The sequence below is a fragment of the Actinoplanes aureus genome (assembly GCF_015704865.1).
Classification (GTDB): Bacteria; Actinomycetota; Actinomycetes; order Mycobacteriales; family Micromonosporaceae; genus Actinoplanes; species Actinoplanes aureus.
Genome location: NZ_JADQTO010000033.1, coordinates 1 through 21,352, shown reverse-complemented (window position 1 = coordinate 21,352; position 21,352 = coordinate 1). Strand labels below are relative to the sequence as shown.

The 21,352-nt window shown below is 67.7% G+C and carries 19 protein-coding genes and 6 pseudogenes; 7 read left to right on the top strand and 18 right to left on the bottom strand.

The window, feature by feature from the left end; translation table 11 throughout:
- Positions 1-194 precede the first annotated feature (194 nt).
- Positions 195-440 (top strand): annotated as a pseudogene (locus I4J89_RS51805) (IS630 family transposase); the annotation flags it as partial.
- Between the two features lie 293 nt (positions 441-733).
- The gene (locus tag I4J89_RS41905; RefSeq protein WP_196419785.1) at positions 734-1,576 is read left to right on the top strand and encodes a helix-turn-helix domain-containing protein; all 843 of its coding nucleotides are present in this window, start codon (positions 734-736) and stop codon (positions 1,574-1,576) included.
- 169 nt (positions 1,577-1,745) lie between these two features.
- Here the strand turns inward: I4J89_RS41905 and I4J89_RS41900 are convergent, their stop codons facing one another.
- On the bottom strand, positions 1,746-1,952 hold the full coding sequence (locus I4J89_RS41900; RefSeq protein ID WP_196419784.1) for a DUF397 domain-containing protein: 207 nt from the start codon (positions 1,950-1,952) through the stop codon (positions 1,746-1,748).
- 318 nt (positions 1,953-2,270) lie between these two features.
- On the opposite strand from I4J89_RS41900, the gene I4J89_RS41895 reads away from it, so the two are divergent.
- Positions 2,271-3,227 (top strand): GGDEF domain-containing protein, encoded by a 957-nt coding sequence (locus I4J89_RS41895; RefSeq protein ID WP_196419783.1) that lies wholly within the window; start codon positions 2,271-2,273, stop codon positions 3,225-3,227.
- 55 nt (positions 3,228-3,282) lie between these two features.
- On the opposite strand, the gene I4J89_RS41890 is transcribed toward I4J89_RS41895, so the two are convergent.
- The 5 genes and pseudogenes from I4J89_RS41890 to I4J89_RS41875 all read right to left on the bottom strand — a co-directional run bounded on the left by I4J89_RS41890 (position 3,283) and on the right by I4J89_RS41875 (position 6,905).
- Positions 3,283-4,209: an NADP-dependent oxidoreductase gene (locus tag I4J89_RS41890; RefSeq protein ID WP_196419782.1), complete on the bottom strand. Its 927-nt coding sequence runs from the start codon at positions 4,207-4,209 to the stop codon at positions 3,283-3,285.
- A gap of 289 nt (positions 4,210-4,498) precedes the next feature.
- Positions 4,499-4,780: an integrase core domain-containing protein gene (locus I4J89_RS50440; RefSeq protein WP_309238723.1), complete on the bottom strand. Its 282-nt coding sequence runs from the start codon at positions 4,778-4,780 to the stop codon at positions 4,499-4,501.
- The gene (locus I4J89_RS51800; RefSeq protein ID WP_309238713.1) at positions 4,687-5,703 is read right to left on the bottom strand and encodes an integrase catalytic region; all 1,017 of its coding nucleotides are present in this window, start codon (positions 5,701-5,703) and stop codon (positions 4,687-4,689) included. The genes I4J89_RS50440 and I4J89_RS51800 overlap by 94 nt, the downstream gene beginning before the upstream one ends.
- 217 nt (positions 5,704-5,920) lie before the next feature.
- Positions 5,921-6,048 (bottom strand): annotated as a pseudogene (locus I4J89_RS41880).
- Between the two features lie 122 nt (positions 6,049-6,170).
- On the bottom strand, positions 6,171-6,905 hold the full coding sequence (locus I4J89_RS41875) for an SDR family oxidoreductase (RefSeq protein ID WP_196419781.1): 735 nt from the start codon (positions 6,903-6,905) through the stop codon (positions 6,171-6,173).
- 100 nt (positions 6,906-7,005) lie between these two features.
- Here I4J89_RS41875 and I4J89_RS41870 point away from each other — a divergent pair, with 100 nt between their 5' ends.
- On the top strand, positions 7,006-7,845 hold the full coding sequence (locus I4J89_RS41870; protein WP_230860516.1) for a LysR family transcriptional regulator: 840 nt from the start codon (positions 7,006-7,008) through the stop codon (positions 7,843-7,845).
- 261 nt (positions 7,846-8,106) lie between these two features.
- Here the strand turns inward: I4J89_RS41870 and I4J89_RS41865 are convergent, their stop codons facing one another.
- The 3 genes from I4J89_RS41865 to I4J89_RS41855 all read right to left on the bottom strand — a co-directional run bounded on the left by I4J89_RS41865 (position 8,107) and on the right by I4J89_RS41855 (position 9,552).
- The gene (locus I4J89_RS41865; RefSeq protein WP_196419779.1) at positions 8,107-8,649 is read right to left on the bottom strand and encodes a DinB/UmuC family translesion DNA polymerase; all 543 of its coding nucleotides are present in this window, start codon (positions 8,647-8,649) and stop codon (positions 8,107-8,109) included.
- 103 nt (positions 8,650-8,752) lie between these two features.
- Positions 8,753-9,025, bottom strand: a complete 273-nt coding sequence (locus tag I4J89_RS41860) for a Y-family DNA polymerase (RefSeq protein WP_196419778.1) — start codon at positions 9,023-9,025, stop codon at positions 8,753-8,755.
- Positions 9,026-9,252: 227 nt separating this feature from the next.
- Entirely contained in the window at positions 9,253-9,552 is a 300-nt protein-coding gene (locus tag I4J89_RS41855; protein ID WP_196419777.1) for a hypothetical protein, read from the bottom strand.
- A 200-nt stretch (positions 9,553-9,752) separates the two neighbouring features.
- On the opposite strand from I4J89_RS41855, the pseudogene I4J89_RS41850 reads away from it, so the two are divergent.
- Positions 9,753-10,194, top strand: a pseudogene (locus I4J89_RS41850) (transposase); the annotation flags it as partial.
- A gap of 18 nt (positions 10,195-10,212) precedes the next feature.
- On the opposite strand, the gene I4J89_RS41845 reads toward I4J89_RS41850, so the two are convergent.
- The 3 genes and pseudogenes from I4J89_RS41845 to I4J89_RS41835 all read right to left on the bottom strand — a co-directional run.
- Positions 10,213-10,971 (bottom strand): DUF6892 domain-containing protein, encoded by a 759-nt coding sequence (locus I4J89_RS41845; RefSeq protein WP_196419776.1) that lies wholly within the window; start codon positions 10,969-10,971, stop codon positions 10,213-10,215.
- A 36-nt stretch (positions 10,972-11,007) separates the two neighbouring features.
- Entirely contained in the window at positions 11,008-11,481 is a 474-nt protein-coding gene (locus I4J89_RS41840) for an SDR family NAD(P)-dependent oxidoreductase (protein ID WP_309238712.1), read from the bottom strand.
- 26 nt (positions 11,482-11,507) lie between these two features.
- Positions 11,508-11,872 (bottom strand): annotated as a pseudogene (locus tag I4J89_RS41835) (transposase); the annotation flags it as partial.
- A gap of 322 nt (positions 11,873-12,194) precedes the next feature.
- Between I4J89_RS41835 and I4J89_RS41830 the strand changes: the two are divergent.
- Entirely contained in the window at positions 12,195-13,430 is a 1,236-nt protein-coding gene (locus I4J89_RS41830; protein WP_196419775.1) for a PP2C family protein-serine/threonine phosphatase, read from the top strand.
- A 167-nt stretch (positions 13,431-13,597) separates the two neighbouring features.
- Here the strand turns inward: I4J89_RS41830 and I4J89_RS41825 are convergent, their stop codons facing one another.
- Positions 13,598-14,059: an ATP-binding protein gene (locus I4J89_RS41825; RefSeq protein WP_196419774.1), complete on the bottom strand. Its 462-nt coding sequence runs from the start codon at positions 14,057-14,059 to the stop codon at positions 13,598-13,600.
- A 435-nt stretch (positions 14,060-14,494) separates the two neighbouring features.
- Positions 14,495-15,184 (bottom strand): annotated as a pseudogene (locus tag I4J89_RS41820) (IS6 family transposase).
- A gap of 616 nt (positions 15,185-15,800) precedes the next feature.
- Between I4J89_RS41820 and I4J89_RS41815 the strand changes: the two are divergent.
- Positions 15,801-16,046 carry a hypothetical protein gene (locus I4J89_RS41815; RefSeq protein ID WP_196419773.1) on the top strand — a complete coding sequence of 82 codons (246 nt, stop codon included), beginning with the start codon at positions 15,801-15,803 and terminating at the stop codon, positions 16,044-16,046.
- Positions 16,047-16,871: 825 nt separating this feature from the next.
- Here the strand turns inward: I4J89_RS41815 and I4J89_RS41810 are convergent.
- The 4 genes and pseudogenes from I4J89_RS41810 to I4J89_RS41795 form a co-directional block, all read right to left on the bottom strand.
- On the bottom strand, positions 16,872-18,485 hold the full coding sequence (locus tag I4J89_RS41810; RefSeq protein WP_196419772.1) for a sensor histidine kinase: 1,614 nt from the start codon (positions 18,483-18,485) through the stop codon (positions 16,872-16,874).
- A gap of 298 nt (positions 18,486-18,783) precedes the next feature.
- On the bottom strand, positions 18,784-19,593 hold the full coding sequence (locus tag I4J89_RS41805; protein ID WP_309238711.1) for a GAF domain-containing protein: 810 nt from the start codon (positions 19,591-19,593) through the stop codon (positions 18,784-18,786).
- Between the two features lie 426 nt (positions 19,594-20,019).
- Positions 20,020-20,985, bottom strand: a complete 966-nt coding sequence (locus tag I4J89_RS41800; protein ID WP_309238710.1) for a recombinase family protein — start codon at positions 20,983-20,985, stop codon at positions 20,020-20,022.
- A gap of 179 nt (positions 20,986-21,164) precedes the next feature.
- Positions 21,165-21,352 (bottom strand): annotated as a pseudogene (locus I4J89_RS41795) (integrase core domain-containing protein); the annotation flags it as partial.

Here is a 21,352-nt window from a genome sequence, read left to right as displayed (position 1 = left end):
GACGTAATCAAGAGAAATCGGGTAGGTCAGGGTGCTTACGGCTGACGGGTACGCAGTGTTGGTGGCGGTGACTAGTGCGCTGGCCATGAACGTTCACCGGGTCGGTGACACGCCGGGCGACGTCCAATCGGATCAGGCGGTGAGGACCCACTCTCGACGGCGGTGATGTTGGCCGTTGAGAGTGAGGTGGTCTGGTGGCCGAGCCGGTACGGGCACGGCGGTTGACGCAGGAAGAAGGCCGTAAGCTGCAGCAACTCGTGCGGCGCGGGAAACACTAGTCGGTCCGGGTACGCCGGGCGTTGATCATCATGGCGTCGGCATCGGGGACGCCGGTGCCGGCGATCGCTCGTCTGGTCGCCGCGCACGAGGACACCGCGCGCGATGTGATCCGCGCGTTGGCGCTGTTGCGTTGGGCGATTGAGCGCTGGGACGGTGGCCAGATGTTCAGGCATGGTTGACCGGTTGAAGTCCGTAACCCGGTCGCGTCCGTGGTCGCCTCCTCCTTCCGCATTCGCGGGGTTCCGGTTCCCGCCGGAGGTGATCGTGGTGGCGGCGCCGCAACGCCGGGGCGGGGCCCGCGGGGGCGTAGCGTGCCGGCACGCATCACCGCGAACACCGGCTCGTCCCATAACACGTTCGATGCGCAACGACGGGTCGCCTGTTGACAACGCGCGGTTGCGGGTACGGTGGTCGGCGTCACCGTCCACATGGGTTGGCTAGGCGGAGGTAGGGCGTGCCGGTCACAGGCCAACGCGTCGTGCGGCGGGCGTTGGGGCGGCGATTGACGCGGCTACGCACGGCGTCCGGGATGAGTCGGCGTGATGTGGTGGAAGCGCGGCTGGGCATCTCGGAGCCGACGCTGCACCGCATCGAGACGGGCAAGGTGCCGGTCACCGGGGCCAACGTACGCGCGCTCTGCTGGCTCTACGGTGCGGACCAGAGCATCACCGACGCGCTTGCCGACCTCGCGCTGGGCACGTCACAGCAGGAGTGGTGGGACGCCAGCCCGGTGATCCCCGAGTGGTTCAAGTTGTACGTCGGGCTGGAGGCGTCCGCATCCCGACTGTTCGGGTACGACGGCGAGGTCGTTCCCGGCGAGCTGCAGACCCCGGAGTACGCGCGAGCTGTCTTCGGCGCCGAGCAGCCGGCCGACTCGGACGTCGCCGAGCGCCACATCAACCTCCGCATGCAGCGGCAGAAGACGCTCTTCGCTCGCACCCCACCGGCCCGCCTCGTGACGGTGCTCGGCGAGGGAGCACTGATCCGGCCGGTCGGCGGCGAACAGGTGATGAAGGGGCAGATCGAGCATCTACGGCGGCTGTCCCGAGAGGATACGGTCGACATCCGGGTGCTGCCGTTCTCGGTCGGGGCGCACGCGGCCATGGCCGGTGCCTTCCGGATCCTGGAGTTCGACGACCCGGACGATCCCGACGTGGTTTACCTCGAATCCCACGTCGGTGCGCTCTACCTGGAGGAGCAGGCCGAGGTCGACGAATATCGGCGGATCTTCGATCTCATCAGCAAAGATTCCGTACCGGTCGGAGAGTTCCGGTGGACGAACCGAGAAACGGCGTGACCCGCGTGGGCGAGGGCGCACAGGACGACATCGGAAGCCGGTCACACTGCTCCTCACGAAACCCCGGCACAGCCGGGTTTCTCACTCCGATCGTCGGCGAGCGGCTGCGGAGAAGACTCAGAAGAAGTGCCGCTGATGGAGGCTGCCTGCCCTGAGCAGGTCGGCGTGATCAGTCGGTCAGGAGCTGGTCGAACTCGCCGCGTTTGGCGCCGAACAGGAACGAGTCCCACTCCTCGATCGTGAACACCACGGTGCCGGCCTCGCGTGCCTTGCTGTTGCGGACCTCGATGAGACCGCCCTGGCGGCGGGCCTCGACGCAACTGCCTCCGTTGCCTGTCGACCTGCTCGAAATAATCCAGCCAGTTTCGCTACTCATCAGTGCCCCTCCTTTTGGAGTGCTCACTGTGGGTAATCAAGCTGTCACCGATTGAGTGACCGGGTGTGGCCCTCAATGTCCGCCCGAAGTGCAGGATCACGATTTTCCGTCCAAGGGCGGCTCTTTCACCACGAAAGTGCACGTACCTAGAGTAGCCGAAACCCGCCTCGGATGCATTATGTCACCGCGACAGTTGTCCCCGTGAAATCTTGCACGCCCCCTCGTCCGACTGCCATGATTCCACTGTGGCGCTTGGCAATCCGTTGCCGTCGACTCGACAGCTCACGCTGGTTCGCCGCAGTTCTGAGAGGACGGCCGATGCGGATCCTCGATCCTGCCGCCGCCGACACGGGCGGTGTACCGCAAGACAACGCCCAGCTGGGGACCGAGCCCGAAACCGCCCGCCTTCAGGCTCGCATCGATCAACTCGCGGCGCATGTCCAGCAGCTGGAGCAGGAGAGAGCCTCGCTCCGATGGATGGCCGGCCACGACGAGCTCACCGGACTCGCCAACCGCCGCCTTTTCCACGCTCTCGCCCCGGAGCTGCTGCGCGGCGATGATTGGTCGTCGGCCGTCCTGATCCTCGACCTCAACGGTTTCAAGCCGATCAACGATACCTACGGGCACGATACCGGCGATGAGGTCCTCTGTATGGTCGCCCGGCGCATGGCCGCCTGCCTCGGCGACCGCCTGGTGGCCCGATTCGGCGGTGATGAGTTCGCCGCGCTGCCGCGCGCCCCGCGCGCCGACGTCCCGGAGGCGTGGTGGCACGAGATGGCCGGCTCGCTGAGCGCTGCGATCGCGCCCCCGATGGACGTGCAGGGTCACACCCTGTCCGTCACCGCCTCGATCGGCGTCGTACCGGCTGGGCGTTCCGCCGACCTTCCCGACCTGCTGCGCCGCGCGGACCAGGCGATGTTCAGCGCCAAGCGGCACGCCAAAACCACTGACAAGGCCGGTATCACCTGGGTCGTAGCCACCGAGAGCGGCGACCACATCGAGACGTACGAGCCGACCGCCATCCCCGTCTCCCCGCCGGGTCTGACCGCCTCGGGACCCGCAGTGGCGTGCCGGCCGGGCGACCGGGTGTGGGTGCACCGGAGTGGCGCCCGTCGTGCGGGAGTGGTCGAAAGCGCCTGCGAATGGGCGGCCCTGGTCCGCTACCGATGCCTGAACGGCGCCGGCACGATGGTCGACACGATCCCCACCAACTGTCTCACGATCCGAGCCGAAGCCGATCCGTACCTGGACCGGAAGTCCTCCGCCGCCATGTGATTCCGCGAGCTGACGGCCGCCACCGCGGCAGGCTCGGTCGCCGCCGCACTCCCCGTCAGCCCACCGTCAGCACGAGCTTTCCGCGCAGCCCACCGGCCAACACCCGCCGGTGAGCGTCGGCCGCTTCGGTCAACGGCATCGTGACCGCGACGCGCGTGCGCAGGCGCCCGGCCGCCACCTGCCCCACCAAGTCGGCCAGCAGCTCGCGGTCGAGCCGGATGAGTTGCAGCTCCTGGCGCACACCACGGGCCGGAACGATGGCCGGCGTGGGCCGGGTCGCGACCACGACTCCCCTGTCCTCGACGGCAGCGGCCGCCGCCTCGCCGACGGGGACCGCGTCGAACACCGCGCCCACCGGCCCTACCGTGGCCAGATCGACGGAACGGGAAACCACCTCGTGAGCGCCAAGACCGTGCACCCATTGCTCATCGCCGTGGCTTGCCTGGGCCACGACACGGTAGCCACCCTGAAGGGCAAGCTGGGTGGCGAAGCCGCCGACACCACCGCTGGCACCGGTCACCAGAATGCTGCTGCCGGTCGGCAGCATGGCCAATGACACCAGTGACAGCCCCTGGTGTGCGGTCTGGGCGTTAAGCGGCACCGTGGCTGCGGAGACGAAGTCAAGCTCGTCCGGCAGCCGCACCAACCAGTCCGCGTTGGCGGCCACAAATTCGGCATAGCCACCGGGTGCGCCCCGGGTCAAGTACCACGGGATCATTCCGACGACGCGATCACCCACCCCGAAATCCGTCGTGTCGGGGCCGACCGAAGCCACCTCGCCGGCGATGTCCCACCCGGGCGAGAACGGCGGCTGAACCGGCCCGCGAGGAATCTCTCCAGTGGTGGCGGCGACGTCAGCCGGGTGCACACAGACCGCGCGGATCCGGACCACCACCTGCCCCGGCCCCGCCTCAGGTTCGGGCAGTTCGGTCACCTGCAACACCTCAGGACCGCCAAGCGCGGCCGCCACGACTCCCAGCACGCGTCCACTCTAGACCCTCGTGCCCCGATTCATGGCCCCGCCAATGAGGCGCCGTGGACCTTGCAAGGCCCAGTCCATAGGGGTGCCGGTCCCAATCAGAAACACCGGATGTGACCTTCCCTCGTCAGCGTGGAGGCCAGGCCTTGAGGGATAGAGTTCATGGCTGAGACGAGACGACGGTTCGACCGCGAGTCCCATGCGGACGCACGCTGGACCTCGCTGTCGAGGGCATCCTGTACCGTGCCAATACCACGGTTATGGCGCGTGACCTGCGGCTTTGTTGAGTGGGTCAGGCCGCTCGTCGGTACTGGTTGATGAGGCCGCCGAGGACTCGTGTTCGCCGCAGCGGACCGTCGAACGCAACCATGTCTGGGTCGTGGTTGGGCGGGTGCTGGTCGAGGCTCTGGTGTGACCGGTGATCGTTGAAGTGGCGCTCGTACGCGGCAAGAGCGCCGCGGGCGTGCCGCTCGTTGTAGATCAGCATCCGGTCGGTGCCCTCGGCACGGACGCTACGAACGAACCGTTCCGCGTAGCAGTTCGCCCGCGGCGTGCGCGGCGGGGTCCGGACCACGTCGATGCCGGCGGCGGCGAACACCGCGTCGAAGGAACCGGCGACTTTGCGTCTCGGTCGCGGACGAGAAACCCGAAGCCGTCGATCCGGTCGCCGAGGTCCAGGACGAGGTTGCAGGCCTGCTGGGTGGTCCACGCGGCCGTCGGGTGGGCGGTGACGCCGAGGATGTGTACCCGACGGGTGGCGATCTCCATCACGACCAGCACGTACAACCGCCGCAGCATGATGGTGTCGATGTGGAAGAAGCCGGTCGCCAGCAGCCCGGCCGCCTGCGCTCGCAGGAACGTCCGCCAGCTGGTGTCGGCCTCGCGGGGTGCCGGGCCGATCCTGGCGGCGGCGAGGATCCGGCGGATGGTGCCGGCGCCGACCCGGTGACCGAGCCCGACGAGTTCGCCTTGTACGCGCCGGTGCCCCCAGCCGGGATTCTCGCGGGCGAGCCGCAGGACAAGGTCGCGTATCTCGTCGCTGATGCGTGGGCGTCCGGGTCGATGCGGGTAGGTCCAGTGCCGGCTAATCAGGCGGCGGTGCCAGGACAACAGGGTGGCCGGGGTGACGATTCGATGCCGCCACAACTCGGCCGGCAGGGCACGAACCAGCGCCGACAACACGGCCCGTTCCGGCCACGACAGGCGCGGGCGACCGACCTGACGACGCAGCACGGCGACTTCGTGGCGCAGGACCAGCAGCTCGGCGGCCATCGCCGTATCGCCGCGGGTGGCTTGGGGTAACCAGCCGAACATCTGGACGACGGTCAAGTACATCAGGCGTACGAGCATGCTCTCGATCGTGCGTGACGGCCACAGATCCCAGCTCACGTCACGTGCGACAGTTCTGGCGCGGTACAGGTCGCGCAGATCGAGGGTGCCGTGCTGCTGGCGAAACTCGCCGGCGGCGTGGGATCGCTCGACGATCTGTGGCCGCACGTCCGACGACTGGTAACTGTCGACCCACCAACAGATGAATCAACCGGCAACTGAGCCCGGCTACCCCCTGCGGACATTCGCTCAACCGGCTCATTCTTGCGTGATGACACTGCGCACTCTCCTCGGCAAAGTCGTGCGCCCGGGCAGCAGACGCATACACGTAGCGTGACGTCATGCCGGGACGTCGGCGCGCGCGTCGCGGCAGAAGAGGAAGCTGCGGACCGAAGGGGATTTGAACCCCTAGTGGGGCGCGGCACGGCGTTGGCCCCACACACCTTCAAGCCGCCGGCGCGTGCCCAGCTTTCGACTCTGAGTGCTGCAATAACCCGGCCCTGCCACCGGCCCGGATGAAGTATGCCGCCGTCGCTCGCGTCGGTCATCTGGGTTCCCGCGCAGACTCAGCGGCAGATCCGGATGTCCGACCGTGGTGGTGGGACGTCCGGATCACGGCCTCGTCGAGGCTGGAGTCACCAGGGGATAATGCCGTCGTCGTTGAAGAAGGAGCCGGTCGGCCCGCCGTCGGGGAGCGTGGCGAGCCGGATCGCGGTTGCCGCGGCTTCCTGGACGGGCCGGCCCTGGAAGCCGGTGAAGTCGGTCGCGACCAGGCCCGGGCAGGCGGCGTTGATGAGGATGTTCGTGTCGGCGAACTGTCGGGCGTAGTGCACGGTGATGGCGTTCAGGTACGACTTCGTCGGCGAGTAGGCCGCCATGATCGGGCCGACTTCGATGTTCGGGTCTGCCTGCCAGGTCAGCGACCCGACGCTGCTGGAGATGTTGACGATGCGCGGCGACGCCGAGCGCCGCAGCAACGGCAGCATCGCGTTGGTCACCCGGATCACACCGTAGACGTTGGTGTCCACGACCTCGCGGACGACGTCGAGGTCGAGCGTGGTCGGATCCTGCACCCACCCTGGTCCGGTCTCTCCCGAGATGCCGGCGTTGTTGACGAGAACATCCAGGCGTCCGCCCGGGCGTTCGATCAGGTCCACGGCCTCGGTGACGCTCCGGTCACTCGTGACATCCAGGGGGACGGCGAACGCGTCCACCCCGGCGGCGTGCAGCATCTTCACGGCTGCCTCGCCCCGGGCCTGGTCGCGGGCACCCACCGCCACGCGGTAGCCCCGGGTACCCAGCCCTGCCGCGATCTCGTATCCGAGCCCCTTGTTCGCACCGGTAACCAACGCGGTTTTCTTATCGCTCATGACCCGATGGTGGCTCCGCGACGAGTGCTGTCGTTACACCGGTTAGGTTTGCTGTCATACCCGGCCGGTATCACCGCGATACCGTCGTCTGGTGGACACGCTGGAGACCCGCGAGCTCAGATACTTCATCACCGTCGCGGAGGAACTGCACTTCAGCCGGGCGGCCGAGCGCCTCGGCATCGCCCAGCCGCCCCTGTCCCGGGCGATTCAGCAGCTCGAACGGCGCCTCGGTGTCACCCTGCTCGAACGCAACCGCCACGGCGTCACGCTTACCGGTGCGGGCCAGGTACTACTCGACGAGGCCCGCGTCATCCTTGACGCGACCGCAGCAGCCGCCCGCCGCACCCGCCGCGCCGCGTCCTCCACGAACCGCCTGACCCTGGCGACGAAGGCCGGCTCGAATCACGAACTGTTGCGGAAGCTCCTCGACGCCCACGCCACCGAACCCGAGGCGGCCGAGATCGACGTGCTGCTGTGCGGCATGGGAGAACAGGCACGAATGTTGCGTGATGGCCGCGCCGACGCGGCACTCATGCAGCAGCCCTTCGACGCCCTCGCCGGCTTCGACACCGAGGATCTGCTGACCGAACAACAGATCGCCATCCTGCCCGCCGGGCACCCCCTCGCCGCGCGCACGGCCCTGACCCTTGCTGACATCAGCGACGTGCCGGACCTACCGATCGCCCGCTGGCCCCGTCAAGACGGCACCTACGAACCCGGCCCAGGCCCCGAGATCCACGACCAGTCGCAGTTGGCCCAGCTGATCGCCCTCGGGCACACGCTAGCCGTCCTCTGCGCCTCTTCCCGATCGTGGCTGTGGAGCGCACACGCAGCCATCCCCCTGACCGACGCATCGCACGTCACCACCGTTCTCGCCTGGCCCGCGCACAGCCGCTCCCGCGCCGTCGCCGGCCTCGTCCGCACGGCAGCCCAGCTGTAAACAAGGGTCCCGCAAAACCCATGCCGCGAAGACGCAGAGGCGCTGGACCAGTCCTCACCAGCTGCGGCAGGGCTTCCTGCAGTGCCCGCTCATCGGCAGTTTAGGGCGTCACGTCGTCGAGCGATCGCCTGCACATCCGAGCCGAAGTGGACTCATGAGTGGGTCGCTGGGAGCGCTGGAACGGGCTCCACCAGTAGGCCGGCGGGCTGCCGGCCTTCGTGCTCGTGGTCGCACGGCCAGGGATGCCGGACGGCCGGCGACCTATGCCGTCGGTGGTGCTGCCGGTTCTTGACCACAGCTCGCGCCGAGCAGGCGTACCGGCCGTCTCAGCTCGATCTTCTCCAGCACCGACAAAGCCGCACGAGAGATCACCTCGAGGTCGGTGCTCGGACCACCACGCAGTTTCGCCTGGCGCGTTTGCGTGTAGAAGCTCGAGGAGCGCACCTTCACTGCCACCCGGACCACCTGCCGCCCGGCTGCGACCACCTCCGTGCCGAGCTCGCGGGCCAGGATGGTCAACTGTTGCTCGATGTCCGCGCGTTCGGTCAGGTCGCGGGCGAACGTGACCTCCTTGCTACGCGATTTGGCCACCCATGGCTCGGTCACCACCTCAGTTTCACCGCCACCGCGGGCGATCACGGACAGCCACTGGGCCGCCCGCAGCGGGAAGCGCTGCAATAACGTCTCGAGGCCCGCCGCTGCCAGGTCGGCGATCGTCGGCAGGCTCAAGTCGTCGAGTTTCTGGACCGTTTTCGGCCCGACGCCCCACAGATCGCCGACCCGCCGGGCGCCCATCACCGGCATCCAGGTCTCGTCGGTCAGGGTGGCGATGCCGGCCGGGTCCTGCTTGGCGAACCGGGCGGCGATCTTCGCCTGGTTCTTGTCCAGCCGACCCCGACCGCGCAGGTCAACCCGATCTGATCGAGGACCGCCGCCTTGAGGTCGGCCGCGAGCCGCTGTGGTCGTCGATGTCAGCGCCGAGGAAGGCTTCGTCCGGTCCGTAGACCTCAAGCCGTACGGGTAAATCCCGTAACGTGGCCATGACCCGGGCCGAAGCCTGCCGGTAGGCCGGCATGTCGGTGCGCAGGAACACCGCGTCGGGGCATTTACGGGCGGCCATCCGCATCGGCATCCCGGAATGCACACCGAACTCGCGGGCCTCCCGTGAGGCGGTAGCCACCACCGTACGGGCCTTGGCAGGATCGCCGGATCCACCCACCATTACCGTCACCAGGGTGCCGTCCGCGGCCGCACATCACCGGCGAAACGCACTATCGCGGCAGTTAAGGGCGTTCGCAGCGCTCTCTCACCCGTGCCTGTTCTGCTGCCACGGCGGCCAGGTCGCACAGCGCTGCGGGCGCAGCCGAGCCTTACGACTCGACCGCACCCGCGGATGCTGCAGCTTGATCAGTGCGTGCGCGGGTCGGTGTCGCTGCTACGGCTGCCGGCCTTAGCCAGGCCCCGGCTGATCATGTAGCCGATGGTCAGCAGGGTGATGTACCACCACGCCTTGTCGGCAGCGAAGTAGTCAGCGCCGTTGTTGGCAGATCCGTCACCGACGGCGTACGAGGCGATCAGTACACCGATGACCGCGAGCACGTAGACGACCAGCTCAGTGGTCTTGAAGGACGGCTTGGTTTCCTCACCACGGAAACGGGCGCCTTTCACGGTGGCGTTCTCGTTGTGGGGGTGGGTGCTCGTAGCCATGATTATCTCCTGGGGGGCGTCTTCAAGCCGTCTGACGACGGCGAGCAGCGGATACCCGGCCGCAAGGGCGGCAATCGGCAATCACACAGCCTGTATCCAGACTGTTATCAGGAACCTGTGTCTACCTGGTCGTTCGCAGTACGGGAGTCCCTGGCTGGGATGCCCCACCCGACGTATCTCGACGTTCCCCCGGCGAGTGAAAGGTCCACCTGGGGTGTGAGCAGGGCCAGAAACCGCTGTCGCTGGTGCTGACCGCCGGCCAGCGGGGCGACAGCCCACAGTTCATGGTGGTCCTGAACGGTATCCGGGTACCCCGGCTGCATGGCGGGAGGCCCGGACCCGACCGGATCGGGTCCTGGCCGACAAGGCGTACACGTCCCGCGCCAACCGGCGGTATCTCCGCCGTCGTGGGATCAAAGCCTGCATCCCGTCCAAGACAGATCAGGACGCCAACCGCCGCAAACTTGGGTCGAAGGGCGGCCGCCCACCGGCCTTCGACCCCGAGACCTACAAACAGCGTCACGCCGTCGAGTGCGGCATCAACCGGCTCAAACGCAACGCGGCGTCGCCACCAGGTTCGACAAGCTCGCCGTGCGCTACGAAGCCACACTGCACATCGCCGCGATCAACGAGTGGCTGTGACCGACTTCGACACACTGCTTAGTTGATGCGAACGGTCACGCCGCGGGCCTGGATCTCTTCCAGGACGCGTGCGTTGTCGAACGCGGTGCGCATCGGGATGACCTCGCTGGCGCGGCGGACGGTCTGCAGGCAGGTGAATTGCCGCAGGGCCGGCATGTCGCGCAGCGCAGCGAGGTCGACCACCCAGGGGCCGGTGCCGCCGCCGCCGTTGCCCAACAGTTCCAGCCGTTCGATCGCGGTGCCGGCCAGTGGCGCGAGGTCGGTGAACGCCTGGTGGCCCAGCCAGACGTCACGCAGGGCGGTGAGCGAGGCGAGCGGCCCGAGGTCGGTGACGCTGAACCCGCCGTCGAGGTGCAGCGTGTGCAGGTCCGTGCAGCCGGCCAGGGGTGTGAGGTCGCTGACCGAGTGCATGTCGACGGCGAGTTCCCGCAGGTGGGGCAGGGCCTCGGCGATGCCGTCGAAGGACCGGATGCAGAATTCGTCGCTCTCGCCGTCCCAGTACTTCCAGATCATGGTCATGACGTCGCCGCAGCCCGCCTGCCAGGTCAGGCGGGTGACGGTGGCGCGCTGTGCGGCGGTGACCGGGACGGCCAGCAGCGCCTCGGTCACCTCGGGGCGGTACCGGTAGTCACGTTCGTCATCGTCGTCGTCGTCCAGGTCGTCGTCGTCCAGGTCGCCAGCCGGTGCGCCGATGCGCGCCTCGACGTCGCCGCGCGGGATCGCACCGGACTCGAGGAGCGCGTCGAGGACCGCGAGGCGCAGGTTCACGTCTTCCACGCAGGCACCGTACAAGATCCGGCGGCGTGGCCTGTTTCAGATCTGCTGCGGGGTGAGCGCGGCGGCGCTGGTCATGGCGTCGGTGCGGGCGAGGAGGGCTGCGCGGACGGCCGGGTCGTAGGCCTGTTCGTGGGCCCGGGCCTCGTCGAACCGGAAGAAGTAGCGGCCGGTGACGCCGCGCAGGTCCGAGTCGGTGATCAGCTGGCGGGTGGGCAGCACGCCGTCGTCGACGGTGGTGACGGGGGTGAGGCCGCCCTCGCGGACCATCGAGGTGTCCATGAGGTGTGCCGGGTGTACGGCGTTGACGGTGATCCCGCGTTCTTCGAGCTGGGCGGCGAGTTCGAACGTCGCCATGATCATGGCGAGTTTGCTGCGGCAGTAGGCCTGCACGGCGTCGTGGTCGCGGGTGAACATCAGGTCGTCGAGGTCGATGGGGGCCTGTCCCATGGAGGCGACGTTGACGACCCGGACCGGTGCGGACGCGGCGAGCAGGGGGGTCAGCTCCCGCACGAGCAGGTACGGCGCAGCCTGCAGATCCCCCTTTTCCGTGCGCCGGCGGCGTGCAGATGCGCCCGGGCGGTCGTGGAGTCCACCGATACGTCCCAGACGATCTGCCCGGCCGCGTCGGCAACAGCCTGCAACGCGGTCAGGATCTGCGCCCAGACCCCGGCTCGCTGCCACCGCCGGAACACCCCGGCGACCGCAGACCATGATCCGTAACAGGACAGTACGTCCCGCCATGGGCGCCGACACGGACCCGCCACCGGATCCCATCGATCAACTGCCGCTCACTGAACAACGACGGCCGCCCCGGCCGGACAGGTCCGGGCAGCAACGGTTCCAGTGCCGCCCATTGCGCGTCGGTCAGGTCGTGCCGCCTGGTCACCGCTATCGTGTCCACGAGGTCTCCGGTGCAGGTTTTCTTGGTCGATGAACCAACTACCGGAGACCTCACTCATTGTCGATTTCCGACACACACCCAATCACGTCAGGCCAGTTCAGACCACACATCCGACTTCGACACACTGCCTAGCCGTGACGAAGCTGAGCCCAGACGGCGAACGACATTCATGAAACGGACGGGACCTACCGATGCTCACCGGCATGACGACCTCCCGCCACACCCCATTGCCATACAGATACGGTCGGTGACGTCATGACGGCCGTATTCCCCCAGTAGATCGGGTAAGGCGAGTGAGCTATCCGCAGACTAGGCTTCGGCCATGAATACCCCTGGTGCGATACGCGACCAGCAGCGATTGCGCCATCTGGAGACAATCACCGACACCGCGTTGTCCCGGCTCAATGTCGCCGATCTACTGGATGAGTTACTGAAACGAGTCCGTACTGTGCTCTCTGCGGACACCGCCGCAGTATTGCTGGTCGACCCGTACACCCGCCAGCTCGTCGCCACCGCTTCCAAAGGCCTGGAGGAAGAAGTCCGGCAGGCCTTCCGGCTGGAGATCGGTCGCGGCTTCGCCGGCAGAGTGGCCCAGACCCGCCAGCCGGTGATCATCGCCGACGTCACGCCTGCCGACGTGGTAAATCCTTTGCTACTCAGCAAGGGAATCCGGTCGCTGCTCGGCGTACCGATCTTCGCCGCCGGTGACGTCATCGGGGTGCTGCACATCGGCACCCTGCACCCGCGGTCGTTCACCACCGACGACATCGCTCTGCTGGAACACGCCGCCGACCGTGCCAGCGCGGCCGGACAGATTCGCTTCCGCAAACCGGAACAGACCGCCGCCCTTGCCCTGCAACGCAGCCTGCTGCCCCCGCAACTCGCCGACATCCACGGCCTGCAGATGGCCGCCCGCTACGTACCCGGCCACACCTTCGGCATCGGCGGCGACTGGTACGACGTATTCCGCCTCCCCTCGGGCTGGGTAGGCATGGTCATCGGCGACGTATCCGGTCACGGCCTTGCCTCCGCGGTCGTAATGGGCCGCATCCGCAGCGCCCTACGCGCCTATGCCCTCAACACCGAGGATCCTGCCCAAGCGTTGACTCTGCTCGACCGTAAAATCCAGCACTTCGAGGCGGGAGCCCTCACCACCGCCCTGTACGCAATGATCTCTCCCGATCGCCAATCAGTACGGATCTCCTCCGCCGGACACCTACGCCCAGTGATCGCGCTACCGGACCGACCCGCCGCTCTCCTGGACTTGCCCGTCGACGCGCCTCTGGGCGTCGGCCGTTTCCGAAGCCCGCGGCGCGCGACCACCATCGAACTACCGGCCGGTGCGCTCCTGCTCAGCTACACCGACGGCCTCGTCGAGCGACGCCACCAGATCATCGACGTCGGTATCAAAGACCTGATCGACGTCGTTACACCCGACAACCCAGAAGCCGTCTGCGCTACGGTGATGTCCCGCCTCGGCCCCGACCAGCCCCTGGACGACATCGCCGTACTCGCCATACGCCGACAAACAGCAATCGACACTCCCATACCAGAATGACAAAGCCGCTGAAGCAAACAGGCGAAATACGTCACCACGCCGTTCTGCGCCCTCGAACAACGGGCTCAGCATGGACCGCAGCGACGAAACGATGCGCCGGATGCGCCAACCGTTTCACCATGACCGTGCAGACGCGCGAACGTACTCCCGCCAAAGGCGCGCTTACGCTAACGCCGCAACTGACCTGCCGACGCCTGAGCCTGACGCAGCACCGTAACAGAGGCAGTCACACCTGCTTTACTGCTTTGCAGTGTCAACGTGTGGGTAAGTTGCTGAGCCAGCCACAAACCCCGACCCCCGGGCACGTTCGCCGCAGGGGGACGCAGTGTGGCCGGCGGCGGCACCGAGAAACCCGGACCTTCGTCGCGGACTTCGCACACCACCGCGTCGGCCTGCGTCCACACGTGTACGGTGCCGTGGCCGCCGCCGTGCCGCACCGCGTTGGTAATCAGCTCGTAGGCCGCGGTAAGGAAGTCCTCCAGCGTGTCCCCGTCGAGCCCGGCCCGCTCGGCCCAGCAGTGCAATGTCCGGCGCAACTGCGATACACCGTCGCCGTCGAAATGCTGCAACCAGGCAACATCGGGCGGATGATCCCGGCGGCCGCCACTCATCGGCACGTTCGTTCGCATCAAGAACACCTTGAGTGTGGTAACCCAAGCGGTTAAGGCAAAACCTGGCAAGCCGACCTCTCATCCGTTCGGCACCCTCGGCCGAGAGCCCGAACCTGCTGTCCTATCGTGCCCACGATCAATTGTCCAGCCATAGGCATGCGAAAGGTACTCACCGACGGCCGAACCGTCGGCGCCGGGGATCGTGTCCGCCGTCGCGTCATCGGCGCCGGCCGGTGGACAGCCAATACAAACTGAGGGGACCCATAGAACGGCGAACCCATCCAAGTGGGGGTGCGTCAGCTACGTCAGTTACATAAGCGAATGGGCCCTCATCGGCATGATCCAACGCACTCACCTCGGCATGTGCGGATACCCGTGACGCACCGGGCAGGTAAGTCGGGGGGCTGTTGCATTCATCGATCCGGGGCGCGGGTTGGTCGGTGAAGAGTGCCTTTAGATGGCTGCGGCGAGTTCGGTGAAGGCCGTGGCGACCCGCGTTGCCGGCGGGGCGTCGGTAGCGAGTTCGTAGTGGCCGCGGCGCAGGTTTTGCAGGAAGGCATGTCCGGCGATGATGACTTGGGCTGTGCGATCAGTCTGCAGCCCGCGCATCGGTTGCAGCCGGCGTTTGAGCTGCCCGTGGTCCGCCTCGATGGGATTGTTCGCGTACCGCTCGACATGGTGCCAGGCCGACGGAACCAGCTCGTCGAGCACGCCGGGATAGACCGGCGCGGCATCGGTGACCACCTCTCCCGGCGTGACCCGCGGCATCCGTAGAGCACGGGTGAAGAACCGGCGAGCCGCAGCACTGTCGCGGCGGGCCGACACCAAAGCGTCGATGACCTGGCCGTACTGGTCGACCGCCCGGTACACGTAGCGCCAGACCCCGTTCACCCTCACGTACGTGTCGTCGACGAACCACCTGTCTCCCGGACGGTGACGGCGGAACCGGGCGGCGTCGGCCAGCAGCGGAGTGAAACGCTGCACTCAGCGATAGACCGTGACGTGGTCGACCTCGACGCCGCGTTCGGCGAGCAGCTCCTCAACGTCACGGTAGGAGAGCCCGTAACGCAGGTACCAGCGCACCGCCACCACGATCTCCTCGGCCGGAAACCGGAAGCCGGCGAACGCCGAAGTCGGAGGCAGCCAACGCGATGAGCGGATCGACGACTTCACCGCCCAAGTCTGCCTCGCTCAACGCAACGGAGCCCTGTGGGCCACGAGGCATCGGATTTTGGGGCGGCCGCACACTGGTTCGGTGGAGATCGAGCGCGGCCGCAGCAGCCGATTCCTAAACTGCTTCCCACGGGGACGCCTGGCCATCACGGCTGACTGTCCTGCCCATCTAACCGTCGCGACGCGCGTGGTGGCCCCAACGCGCTGATCGTGCTGGTCTGACTGACTGCCCCGGCGGAGGTCGGGACCACTTAGGGCTGGCTCGTCATCTCGACGTCAGCGGGATTCGCGACGGCTGCCTGGCGGCGGAATTGATGTCGACGACATGTCCGCTACGGCGACGCTCTCCTGCTGGGGCGTGATGCCCCCGGTGGAGTGTGATGGCCGGGCCCCGCTGGCGCACCGCAGACCTCGCAGACGACGCCACCGGCGGCCATCCCTCGTCGAGCCCACACCCGGAGCCGGCCGCGTGTGGGCGTACGAGTCGGAACCTGTACGCCGACACCGCACGGTAGGCCGCGGAACCGAGGCTCCAGGTGCTCACTTGTTTGGATGACCAGTGGTGCCGTCGTCCTACCCTAAGCCCGTGTCCAAGAACATCGAGCAGCTGCGGAATACTCCCGACGACGATCTGGTCAAGGAGCACGACGAGCTGCCAAAGCACACGGCGGTGGGGGTTAACTACTACCTCTCCGAGCTCGACCGCCGGGAGCGGAACCGGGCGATGAAGGCGACGGAGAACCTCGCACGCAACGCCTACCGGCTCTCGTGGGCCAATACCATCATGGCGGGAGTCGCGGCGGTGGCGGCCATTATCGCCCTGCTCAAGTAGCCGCTCAGGCGGGGCAGAGTCGCCGGTAGCCATGCGTCTGCGTTCGCTGATGGCGAGGGCAGACGGCTCGGCGAGGTCCGCCATGTCCACACCGTCCCGCCCATGACCCGCTCCGCCGGTCAAGGCTAGGGGTACCTCGGTGACAGGCGGCCCGGGTCTGCGCTCAGCGGTGATCAGAACGCCGGTCCATGATGTAGACGAGTTGCCGACGTCGGCTGCCGGCCGGGGGCACGTGTGCTCGCGGCTGCCGAGATCGAGTCTCGACGGAGCAGATTGGTATCCCGATAGCGCGGCCGAAACGAGTATCCAACCGCGCCACGCCCGGCGGATGACCTGCGCTAACGTGACCGAGACGCAGGTGGATGTGGACGGCCGGATGCAACCCAAACCTGCTCCCTGCAGGGGCGGCTAGCCATAGCCGCTGACCTGCCGATATAGGGACATCGGATCATCGGGTGGTATGTGGGCGCAAGGATGATCTCAGTGGCCGGATCCTGCCTGCGCTGACTCAAGAGCACCTGGTCCGGGGATGACAGATCGATGCGGCAAGTTCGGCCAGCGGTACGTGCGCCTCCTGGGCATCAAGGCGCCCATGACCTAGCTCCTGCCGGTCAGGCGAGCGTGCAGCTTCGTCCGCACAGAGTCACCCCACCGACGGTGTGGGCTGGTGAGTCAGTCGAACCTATGTTCGACTAACTCTTGTCGACTTGGCGCGATCGGCCAAACGGCTTGTTGAGCGGCAGGATCGTGTCATCGATGACGACATGATCGTGTCCCAAGCGGGACGTCGTCGGTCCGCCTATTCGCCCCGTCTTTCGTGTCGGATCACTGCGGTTTGACGGGCAGGTCGACGGTGAAGGTGGTGCCCGGGCCGTGGTGCTCGGCCAGGGTGATGGTGCCGTGGTGGCGTTCGACGATGGCGCGGGTGATGACCAGCCCGAGTCCGGTGCCGGGGATGCGCAGGTCCAGGGCTGTGGAGGCGCGGTAGAAGCGGCGGAACAGCCGGGGTCGTTCCGCGGCGGGGATGCCGATGCCGGTGTCGGCGACGGTCCACCTGATGTTCTGTTCGACGTCGTCGCTGGAAGCGGTGATGGTGATGGTGCCGCCGGCGGGCGTGTATTTGATCGCGTTACCGATGAGATTGTCGGCGACCTGGCGCAGCCGGTGCGGATCGGCGTACAACTCGAGCTGCTCGGGCAGGTGCAGGGCGATGGTGAGTTGCTTGTCCTCGGCCGGCGTGGCGGCGTGCACGGCCTGCTCGATGACGGTGCACAGGTCGGTGGCGGTGGCGTTGATGGCCAGGTGCCCGGATTCCAGGCGGGCGAGGTCGAGCAGGTCCTCGGCCATGATCGACAGCCGTTCGGCGTTGCGGGTGATGATCTGCAGGTACTCGCGCTGCTCGTCACGGGTCAGTTCGTCGAGGTCGTCGTTAAACAGTGCGGCGGTGCCGGTGATCGCCGCCAGTGGGTTGCGCAGTTCGTGGGTGACCATGGCCAGGAATTCGTCCTTGGTGCGGGCCAGTTCGATGGTGAGTTCTTCGGCGCGGCGTCGTTCCACGTACTGTCCGACCTGCGCGGCCAGGCCGCTGAGCAGGCTCATCAGGGTGTCCTCGGGGTCTTCGGCGCGGTCGCCGTAGATGCACAGTGCTCCGAGTATGTGCCGGCCGGTGCACAACGGGACGCCGACCGCGACGCGCAGTCCGGCCCGGGCGGCGGCGCGGCTGCGTATCGATCCGCTGTCGGCGCTCAGGTCGGGGATCCACAGCGAGCGAGCCTCGGCGTAGACCCGGCCGGGTAGCCCGACGCGGGGTTCGAGCTGGTCGAGCGCGAAGTCACGCAGCCGCCGGCCCGGTTGCACGTGGCGGGCGGCGCAGGTCAGTAGCTGCCGGTCGTCGTCGGCCAGCCACAGCTCGGCCACCGGCCAGTCCATCTTCACGCCCAGGGCCTCGACCACCCGGGCCGCGGCGGTCGCGCTCGAGTCCGCTTCGGCCAGGCCCCGGGCGACGGCGGCCTCGACCGCGGTGAAGCGGCGAGCGCGCCGGGCGGTCGTAATGTCGTGGGCGAATGCGTGGAACACCCGCCCGCCGGGTTCGTCGGTGGCGGTCAAGGTCATCTCAACGGGGAACGCGTGGCCGTCGGCGTGCCAGGCCATCCACTGCCGCCGCCGGTCCAGGGTCTGCCCGGGCTCGCCGCACGCCAACGCGGCCACTTCCGCGCGGCCCGCCACCCGCGCCTCGGGCCGCACGATCAACTCTTCGATCGATCGGCCGCATGCCTGCGCCGTGCTGTAGCCGAATGTGGTCTCGGCCGCGGGGTTCCATGCCACCACCCGCCCGGTGGCGTCGAAAGCGAAGTAGGCCTCCAACGCGGCGGCGAGCACTGCCGGCGACTCGAGCAGTGCGGGCTCCGCGCTGCGCAGCGGTACGGATCCTGCTGGCATCGTTCCCCCAGTGGCTACGGCGTGATCGGGCGGCGGCAGTCGGCCTGGGGGCGCGGGCGGCGCTGTCATGCCCAGGTTAAGCTCCGGCGCCCGGTGTGCGTTGCTCAATGAATACGTCGATAGCCGGCGGCCCGTAATCGCCTGGTAGTGCTACGGGCCGCCATGAACCGCTGGTAGAGCCGGGCGTGGAACCTCAGCCATGGCGCCCGGGCTGCCATCGCTGTTCCAGGGGAAGAGGGTGGCGTGGATCAGAGCGAGTTGGTCGACGGTCGGCTTCGGCGGCCCTGCCCGCGGCGGTTCAGCGGTGCAGGTAGGCGCTCAGCCCGCCGAGTTCTTCGTTGGCGATGAACACCGATCGCACGTTGATGATTGCTTCCTCGACGTGGGCGGTGCAGCCCCATGCGGAGTCGCCCCACGAGTCGGCAATCTTCAGTTCGGCCGGTGCGGTGCACCCGTTGCTGCCACCGAGCTGGCAGTGCTCGGGGTGTGGTGTGGCGGCGTGCGTGGCGGCGGCGGCGCGCATCCGGTCGGCGAGTTCGGCGGCGGCGGCGGCGCGTTGCTCGGCGTCGTCGCGTAGTTGTCGTTCGGCGCGTACCGCGGTGAGGGCGGCCAGGCGTAGCTCCAAATGCTGCGCGACCTGGTCGGCGAGATGGCCGAGCACCGTGGTTTGTGCCTCGGTCAGCTCCCGCGGCATGGCGTCGATTGCGGTGACGGTGCCCAAATGGTGCCCGTCCGTGGTGACGATCGGGGCGGCAGCGTAGAACCGCAGACCTAGTTCGCCGCGAACCAGCGGGTGGTCGAGGGTGCGCGGGTCGAGGGCGGCGTCGGTGACCACGTACGGGTCGTCGGCGCAGAACGCCGAGGCGCACAGCCCAGGCTCGGTGCCGACCTGGGTCACACCGTCCAGGCCTTTGGCGGCGGCGAACCACACCCGGTCAGCGTCGACGATGCTGACGGTGGCGATGGGGGTGCCGCACACGGCGGCCGCGGCGGCGGCGATGGTGTCGAACTGGCCGTCGGTGGGAGCGTCGAGGATCTCGTAGCGGTGCACCGCGGCCAGTCGCGCCGGATCGGTGCGGGCGGCGGTGCTGTCAGTGCTGATCGACACGGTGTGGTGCTCACTTTCCGAGAAAGGGGCTTTCAGGCCCGGCAAGGTGGGTGGCGGCCGGGTCGCCGGTCGACCTGTCAGAGCGGGAAGGAGAAGTCACACGGCTTCGGGAAGCGCGCCCTCCAGCAATGGGAGTACGTGGACGAGGCTCAGGACGCGCCGCGCGGTGCTGTGGGAGTCGGCCACCCGCAGTTTGCTCCCGTGTTCGCCGGCGGCGCGGCGTGCGGTCAGCAGCGCGGTGATGCCGGGCGGCGTCAAGGAACCCGGCGGCGGCAAAGTCGATCAGGATCGCGTGGACCTGCCCGGCCGTGATGACCTCCCACGCTACGGACACGAGCTGCTCTGCGCAGCTCATGTCCACCTCGCCGGTGACCCGCAGCCGTACGGTCGTGTCGCTCTCGCGCTGCGCCGTGCTGTCTAGAAGCATCACGTGGCGGTACTCGACCGTGTGGCCGCGGCGCGCTCGAGTACCCGGTACACCGTCGGGCGCGACACGCCGAACAGCTCGGCCAGTTCAACGATGGTGTGCTCATCGGCGGCGTGCAGCTTGACCAGGTGTGCCTGCTGGGTCGGTGACAGCTTCGGCGCGCGGCCTTTGAGTTTGCCTTTGGCCTTCGCGATCGCCATACCTTCGCGGGTGCGCAGGCGCAGCAGGTCGATCTCGAACTCGGCGAAGGTGGCCAGGATGTTGAAGAACACCTTGCCCATCGAGTCCGTCGGGTCGTAGATCATCGTGCCGAGTTGAAGCCGGATGCGACGCGCGGCGAGGGAGTCGCCGATCTGCCGGGCGTCCGGGACGGAGCGGGCGAGCCGGTCCAGCTTCGGTACTACGAGGGTGTCGCCGGGGCGGACTGCGGCGAGGGCCTGGTCCAGGCCGGGGCGGGCGCGGTTGGTGCCGGAGTACGCCCGGTCGAGGAAGAGTTGACCGGCACTCACGCCGAGGTTGAGCAGGATCTGCCGATTCGCTTCGAGGTCTTGCTTGTCGGTGGAACAGCGGGCGTAGCCGACCAAGATCCCGGTCACGGCGGCAGTGTAACGGATAGCCCACCCTGGGCGGACAGGCCCGCGGCGCTGGCGGCGTCGTTCCACCATGACCAGGAGTCGTTGATCTTTAGGCAGGGCGCTGCGGAGCTCAGGCCCTTCACCGCCGGCCAGGTCGGTGTCCGGCATCAGGATGTGCTGGTCCTGACCGTTGACCGGCAGCGTCCATGCGTACCTGCCGGTCCCCGGCTCGTCAGCCGCCGCGTTGCGCACCGGCACGCCGACCTCGGAGGTGTAGCCGCGTACCTCACCCTGCAGCGGGTGCTGGCGGTCTTGGGACTGCGCAAGGTCATCAAGGTCCATAGGGATCGGCTCACGAACGATCATCCTGAGCGCCCCGCCACCCGCCACGCACTACCCCAAAACAAGATCAACACGCGCTCGACTCATCTGCAGAGCTGCAAATTGTCGACTTCACGGCCGAAACCGGTGAGCCCGATGATCGCCGAGGCCGTTGGGCCTGGCGCGTTGGAGGCCGCCGACAGGCTGGTAGCCGCAGAGGCGTCTACCGCCGGCATGCGGCGGCCGCGCTAGCTGTGATGTCCAGCCAGGTTGTTCAACCGGGTGATGGGTGCCAGCTTGCCGATCGCGGTGGGGCCGGTGGTGGTTGTAGTCGTGCAGGAAGCCGGGTAGGGCAGCGCGGCGGGTTTTTTCGCTGGTGTAGTGCTTGGCGAAGGCCCAGCCGTCGGCCAGGGTGCGGTGGAAGCGTTCGATCTTG

Excerpts from the sequence above, each read along its gene's own strand:
- I4J89_RS41900 (WP_196419784.1), bottom strand. The coding sequence starts at position 1,952 with ATGAGTAGCGAAACTGGCTGGATTATTTCGAGCAGGTCGACAGGCAAC.
- I4J89_RS41895 (WP_196419783.1), top strand. The coding sequence starts at position 2,271 with ATGCGGATCCTCGATCCTGCCGCCGCCGACACGGGCGGTGTACCGCAA.
- I4J89_RS41875 (WP_196419781.1), bottom strand. The coding sequence starts at position 6,905 with ATGAGCGATAAGAAAACCGCGTTGGTTACCGGTGCGAACAAGGGGCTC.
- I4J89_RS41865 (WP_196419779.1), bottom strand. The coding sequence starts at position 8,649 with ATGCCGGTGATGGGCGCCCGGCGGGTCGGCGATCTGTGGGGCGTCGGG.
- I4J89_RS41855 (WP_196419777.1), bottom strand. The coding sequence starts at position 9,552 with ATGGCTACGAGCACCCACCCCCACAACGAGAACGCCACCGTGAAAGGC.
- I4J89_RS41830 (WP_196419775.1), top strand. The coding sequence starts at position 12,195 with ATGAATACCCCTGGTGCGATACGCGACCAGCAGCGATTGCGCCATCTG.
- I4J89_RS41825 (WP_196419774.1), bottom strand. The coding sequence starts at position 14,059 with ATGCGAACGAACGTGCCGATGAGTGGCGGCCGCCGGGATCATCCGCCC.
- I4J89_RS41810 (WP_196419772.1), bottom strand. The coding sequence starts at position 18,485 with ATGCCAGCAGGATCCGTACCGCTGCGCAGCGCGGAGCCCGCACTGCTC.